We start from the raw sequence: 6006 nt of genomic DNA on the forward strand, positions 1-6006 counted from the left end.
GTACGGCACCCGCTTGCGGACGATCTCCAGGCCCAGCTCGGCCGCGATCAGCTCGTGTCCCAGGCACACGCACCACGTCGATGCCGCGCACGGTGAGCACCGACTCCGGGTGGAACTGCACCCCGGCGAACCCGGGCCCGCGCAGCGCGTGCACCTCGCCGTCCGCGTCCCGGGACACCTCCACGCCGTGCGCGGCGAGCTCGGCGGCGGCCGCGTCGTCGCAGCGGGCGACGAAGCTGTTGTAGAAACCGACCGTCTCCGGCCGCCCGAACAGGTCGAGCGCGGTCTGCGCCCCCTGGTACGGCACCCGCTTGCGGACGATCTCCAGGCCCAGCTCGGCCGCGATCAGCTCGTGTCCCAGGCACACGCCCAGCACCCCGTGCGGACGGTCCCGCAGCACCTGGGCGGCCAGATCGCGCAGGAACCGCATCCGCGGGTCCGCGGCGTCCCCCGGGTCGCCCGGGCCGGGGCCCAGGACCACCGGACCCGGATGGGCGAGCACCGCCTCGCGCAGCCCCGGCCCGTCGAAGCGGCGCACGGTCACCTTCAGGCCGAGCGAGCGCAGCAGGTGGGCCAGCATCGCGGTGAACGTGTCCTCCGCGTCGACCACCAGCGCGTGGCCCGAGAGCGCCGCGGCGCCGTCCTCGGCCCGCTCCCGCATCCGCAGCCAGAACGGCGCCAGCTCCGTGCGCCGGGCGTCCAGCGCGGCCCGCACCCGCGGGTCCTCGCCCAGCCGGGGCGCCGTCCGCTCCTCCCGCGGCCGCCCCGGCCGCACGCCGAGGGCGGCCAGCACCCCGGCCGCCTTGGCGTGCGTCTCGGCCACCTCGCCGGCCGGGTCGGAGCCGCGTACCAGCGTCGCTCCGACGCCCACCCGCAGCGTGCCGTCGGCGGCGACGTCCGCGGTGCGGATCAGGATGGGGGAGTCCAGCGTCTGCGCGCCGCCCGCGTCCCGGCCCAGCAGGGCGAGCGCGCCCGCGTAGTAGCCCCGGCCGTCGGGCTCGTGCCGCTCGATGACCCGGCAGGCGTTCTGCACCGGCGAGCCGGTCACCGTGGCGGCGAACATGGTCTCCCGCAGCACCTCGCGGACGTCCAGCGTGGAGCGGCCGCGCAGCTCGTACTCGGTGTGCGCCAGGTGCGCCATCTCCCGCAGTCTCGGCCCGACCACCACCCCGCCCATGTCGCCGACCGTGCACATCATCTTGAGCTCCTCGTCCACCACCATGGACAGCTCCTCGGTCTCCTTGGCGTCGCCCAGGAACTCCAGCAGGTCCTCCGGGGTGGGCCCGCCGGCCGGGTAGCGGTAGGTGCCACTGATGGGGTTCATCACCACGGCCTGCCCGGACATCCGCACGTGCACCTCCGGGCTCGCCCCGACCAGCGTGCGGTCCCCGGTGTGGACCACGAACGTCCAGTACGCGCCGCGCTCGCCCTCCAGCAGCCGCCGGAACAGGGCCAGTGCGTCCACCGCCCCGAAGCCGTCGATCCGGCCGCGGTAGGTGCGCCGGATCACGAAGTTGGCGCCCTCGCCGCGTCCGATCTCCTCACGCAGCACGCGCTCCACGGTGCGCGCGTAGGAGGCGTCGTCCTGGTCGAAGCCGCCGTCCTCCACCCGCACCTCGTGAGCGGGCAGCTGCGCCAGCGCCTCGGCGAGCGGGATCTCGCAGGACTCCTCGGGGGTCAGCGCCAGCAGCGGCGTGCCGTCGTCGCGGACGTCGAAGCCGCGCTCGCGGATCTGCCGGAACGGCACCAGGGCCAGCGCCCGCTCCGGCAGGTCCGCCAGCTTCTCGTAGTCGGCCACCGGGCCGACCAGCAGCTCGACGAGGTCGTGGTCACGGCCGGGGGTGCGGCGGCGCAGCAGGGCGAACGGGCGGCCGTCGCCGGGCAGCAGCGAGAGGTCCATGTCGGGTGCTCCTCCGTGGTGGGAGTGGTGGGGGGAGGAGCGGCCCGGTCGCGAAAACGCCGAAGGCCGCCCCTCGGGCGGCCTTCGCGAAGTGTGGATACGCGCAGTCAGTGGGCCGCCGAAGGAGCGGTCCACCACCAGTTCAGGTGCTGCTGCAGATGCTGCTGCAGGTGCTGCGCGTGTGCTGACATGGCGGGAACCCTACCGGAGCGCGGAGGCGGATGTGCGAGGAATGGACGGAGCGTCCCACAGTGTGGGCTCCCGTCGGCGTGCCGCAGGCGAGCCCGTACCCTTGCTGACGTGACCGTGAACCTTGAGAGCCCTGCTACCTTCGTGCCCACCTGGCGAGACCTGCCCGCTGCCCAGCAGCCGGAGTATCCCGACCAGAAGGCCCTGAGCAAGGTCGTCACGGAGCTCGAGAGCTACCCGCCGCTGGTCTTCGCCGGCGAGTGCGACCAGCTGAAGGCCCGGATGGCGGCCGTCGCCAAGGGGGACGCGTTCCTGCTCCAGGGCGGCGACTGCGCGGAGTCCTTCGACGGCGTCGGCGCCGAGCAGATCCGCGCCAAGCTCAAGACGCTGCTCCAGATGGGCGCCGTCCTCACCTACGCGGCCTCCGTGCCGGTGGTGAAGGTCGGCCGGATCGCCGGCCAGTACTCCAAGCCGCGCTCCAAGCCGATGGAGACCCGCGACGGCGTGACACTGCCGGTGTACCGCGGCGACTCGGTGAACGGCTTCGACTTCACCGAGGACTCCCGGATCCCCGACCCCGAGCGCCTGAAGCGGATGTACAACGCCTCCGCCTCGACGCTCAACCTGGTGCGCGCCTTCACCACCGGCGGCTACGCCGACCTGCGGCAGGTGCACGCCTGGAACCAGGACTTCGTGAAGTCGTCCCCCTCCGGCCAGCGCTACGAGCAGCTCGCCCGGGAGATCGACAACGCGCTGAACTTCATGCGGGCCTGCGGGACGGACCCCGAGGAGTTCAAGACCGTCGAGTTCTACGCCTCGCACGAGGCGCTGCTGATGGACTACGAGACCGCCCTGACCCGGGTGGACTCGCGCACCGGCAAGCTCTACGACGTCTCCGGCCACATGGTCTGGATCGGCGAGCGGACCCGGCAGATGGACCACGCGCACATCGAGTTCGCGTCGAAGATCCAGAACCCGATCGGCATCAAGCTCGGCCCCACCACCACCGCGGAGGAGGCGCTGCAGTACATCGAGCGCCTCGACCCCGACCGTGAGCCGGGCCGGCTGACCTTCATCGTCCGGATGGGCGCGGACAAGATCCGCGACAAGCTCCCCGAGCTGGTCGAGAAGGTCACCGCCTCCGGCGCGACGGTCGCCTGGGTGACGGACCCGATGCACGGCAACACCTTCGAGGCCGCCTCCGGCCACAAGACCCGCCGCTTCGACGACGTGCTCGACGAGGTCAAGGGCTTCTTCGAGGTCCACAAGGAGCTCGGCACCCACCCCGGCGGCATCCACGTGGAGCTGACCGGCGACGACGTCACCGAGTGCGTGGGCGGCGGCGACGAGATCTTCGTCGACGACCTGCACCAGCGCTACGAGACGGCCTGCGACCCGCGGCTCAACCGCAGCCAGTCGCTGGACCTGGCGTTCCTGGTGGCGGAGATGTACCGCTCGCAGTGACCCGCTGAGCGGGTGGTCGAGGACGGCCTGACGATGGGGCGCGGATCACAGGGATCCGCGCCCCATCGGTCTTCCCGGGTGCGAAACCGTGGGTTAGGTTAGGTTTGCCTCACCAAACGGAACCGGAGCTTCCGGCTTCCGCCCGGCGAGGCCCTTTCGGCAGGCGATCCCAGGACGGGGGTGGAGCGACGTGTTCGTGTGCAGCTGCTTCGGCGTGACCGAGGAGCAGGTCAAGCGCCACGCGGAGGCCGGTGCGTGCACCCCCCGCCAGATCGCCTCCGCCAGCAAGGCCGGCACCGACTGCGGCGGCTGCGTCAAGCGGATCCAGGCCATCCTCGGCCGGGGCACCTGCCCCCGCCGTGAGCTCATCGAGCAGGGGCGCCCCTCCGAGGCGCTGGCCGCGCCCGGCGAGGTGCCCGCCGAGGGCCCCGGCCGCGTCGGCGGTCCGGGCGAGGGCGACGGCCTCCCCGACGAGGGCGTCGAGACGCTGCCCCGACCGGTCGTGCCGGTGCTCCCGCGCGCCTACCCCGAGGCGGCCTGAGGGCCGGCCCGCCCGTCCGCGGCGGCCCGAGGGTTCAGCCCGCCGAGGAGTCCGGCTGGACCTGCTCGATCACCGTCGAGATGTACAGCGGCTCGCCCAGCTTCTCGATCAGCTCCAGCTGGGTGTCCAGGTAGTCGATGTGATGCTCCTCGTCCGCGAGGATCGCCTCGAAGATGTTGGCCGAGGTGATGTCGTTCTTGGCCCGCATGACCTCGACGCCGCGCCGCAGCCGGTCGATCGCCTCGACCTCCACCTGCTTGTCCGCCTCGAACATCTCGGTGAGGGTCTGGCCGACGCGGACGTGGAAGAGCCGCTGGTAGTTCGGCAGCCCGTCCAGCATCAGGATGCGCTCGGTGAGCAGCTCCGCGTGCCGCATCTCGTCGAAGGACTCCGCGCGGGTGTACCGGGCCAGCTTCGTCCAGCCCTTGTGGTCCTGGAGCTTGGAGTGCAGGAAGTACTGGTTGATCGCCGTCAGCTCGGCGGTCAGCTGCTCGTTGAGGAACTCGATGACCTCGGGGTCGCCCTGCATGCGGCGGGTCCTTCCAGACGCGGATCGATGGGACGGGTGCAGCGAGACTGCTGCGCCCGCATGATGGCAACCCGCCGCCCTTACGTCCAGTAAGTGCACACTTACCCGTCTTTGTTCCTTTTTGCCCCCCGGTCGGCCGAGGCGGTTCCTCGGGCCCGTGAGGGGTCTGTCAGGATGGGTGACATGGGTCAGCCGGAGGAACACGCGTCCGGGGAAGCGGCACAGCCGGGACTTCCCCAGCCGGAACTTCCGCCCGGGCAGCGCCTGCAGCGCGGCTGGCCGGTGACCCACTACGGCCCGGTGCCCCGGTTCCGCCCGGAGCGGTGGGAGTTCCAGGTCTTCGGCGCCACCGCGGACGCGGCCAAGCACGCGTGGAACCACACCGAATTCGGCGCCCTCCCGCGCAGCACCGTCGTGGCCGACCTGCACTGCGTCACCCGCTTCAGCATGATCGGCGCCGAGTGGAGCGGGGTGCCCGCCCGGGTCGTCCTGGAGGCCGCGCCGCCCGCGCCCGACGTCACCCATGTGATGGTGTGGGCCGAGTACGGCTTCAGCTCCAACATGCGGCTGTCGGACTTCGCCGACGAGCGGAGCATCTTCGCCACCCACAAGGACGGCGAGCTCCTCACCGCCGAGCACGGCTTCCCGCTCCGCCTGATTGTCCCCCACCTGTACGCCTGGAAGGGCCCCAAATGGGTCCGCGCCGTCGAGTACATGACGGCCGACCGGCGCGGATTCTGGGAGGAACGCGGCTACCACAACGTCGGCGACCCCTGGAAGGAACAGCGGTACTCCTACCAGGAGGAACCCGGCGAGGGCCCGGACCTCTAGGCGGTTCTCAGTCCTGGAGCTGCTCCCGCAGCTTCTTCAGCCGCTCCACGTCGGCCGCGTGCCCCTCCTTGCCGCCGGGCGTCTCGATCACCAGCGGCACGCCCTCGGTGGCCGGGTGCCGCATCAGCTCCCGGAACGGGTCCTCGCCGATGTGCCCCTCGCCGATGTTCGCGTGGCGGTCCTTGTGCGCGCCGGCGACGTCCTTGGAGTCGTTGGCGTGGATCAGCTTCAGCCGCCCCGGGCCGACCGTCGCCACCAGCTCGTCCAGCGTCTGCCGCATGCCGTGCGGGCCGGTCAGGTCGTGCCCGGCGGCGAAGATGTGGCAGGTGTCCAGGCAGATCCCCAGCTTGGGGTGCGCGTCCAGGGCCTCGAAGTACGGCCCGAAGTCCTCCGCCCGGGAGCACAGCGACGACCCCTGCCCGGCCGTCGACTCGATCAGGAGGAACGGGTCGTCGTCGTGGGTCAGCTCCTCCAGCAGCGGCAGCATGTGCTCGCGCACCTGCTTCAGCGCAATGGAGCGCTCCCGCCCGCCGGTCGCGCTCCCGGTGTGCA

General features: G+C 71.8%; 6 protein-coding genes. 3 read left to right on the top strand and 3 right to left on the bottom strand.

Annotated elements, in window-relative coordinates; translation table 11 throughout:
- The coding region (locus tag ACOV8S_RS11235; protein WP_448317633.1) for an anthranilate synthase family protein at positions 1-1900 on the bottom strand (1900 nt) is incomplete at its 3' end.
- 300 nt (positions 1901-2200) lie between these two features.
- Here ACOV8S_RS11235 and ACOV8S_RS11240 point away from each other — a divergent pair.
- On the top strand, positions 2201-3553 hold the full coding sequence (locus ACOV8S_RS11240; RefSeq protein ID WP_448317634.1) for a class II 3-deoxy-7-phosphoheptulonate synthase: 1353 nt from the start codon (positions 2201-2203) through the stop codon (positions 3551-3553).
- Positions 3554-3743: 190 nt separating this feature from the next.
- On the top strand, positions 3744-4094 hold the full coding sequence (locus ACOV8S_RS11245) for a (2Fe-2S)-binding protein (RefSeq protein ID WP_448317635.1): 351 nt from the start codon (positions 3744-3746) through the stop codon (positions 4092-4094).
- 34 nt (positions 4095-4128) lie between these two features.
- Here the strand turns inward: ACOV8S_RS11245 and bfr are convergent, their stop codons facing one another.
- Positions 4129-4623, bottom strand: a complete 495-nt coding sequence (gene bfr / locus ACOV8S_RS11250) for a bacterioferritin (RefSeq protein WP_448317636.1) — start codon at positions 4621-4623, stop codon at positions 4129-4131.
- A gap of 183 nt (positions 4624-4806) precedes the next feature.
- Here bfr and ACOV8S_RS11255 point away from each other — a divergent pair, with 183 nt between their 5' ends.
- On the top strand, positions 4807-5454 hold the full coding sequence (locus tag ACOV8S_RS11255; RefSeq protein ID WP_448317638.1) for a sulfite oxidase-like oxidoreductase: 648 nt from the start codon (positions 4807-4809) through the stop codon (positions 5452-5454).
- Between the two features lie 7 nt (positions 5455-5461).
- Here ACOV8S_RS11255 and ACOV8S_RS11260 read toward each other — a convergent pair.
- The coding region (locus ACOV8S_RS11260; protein WP_448317639.1) for a deoxyribonuclease IV at positions 5462-6006 on the bottom strand (545 nt) is incomplete at its 5' end.

This window comes from Streptomyces sp. CO7 (assembly GCF_053474865.1).

Bases quoted from the DNA above. Each gene is read 5' to 3' on its own strand.
- bfr (WP_448317636.1), bottom strand. From the start codon at position 4,623: ATGCAGGGCGACCCCGAGGTCATCGAGTTCCTCAACGAGCAGCTGACC.
- ACOV8S_RS11255 (WP_448317638.1), top strand. From the start codon at position 4,807: ATGGGTCAGCCGGAGGAACACGCGTCCGGGGAAGCGGCACAGCCGGGA.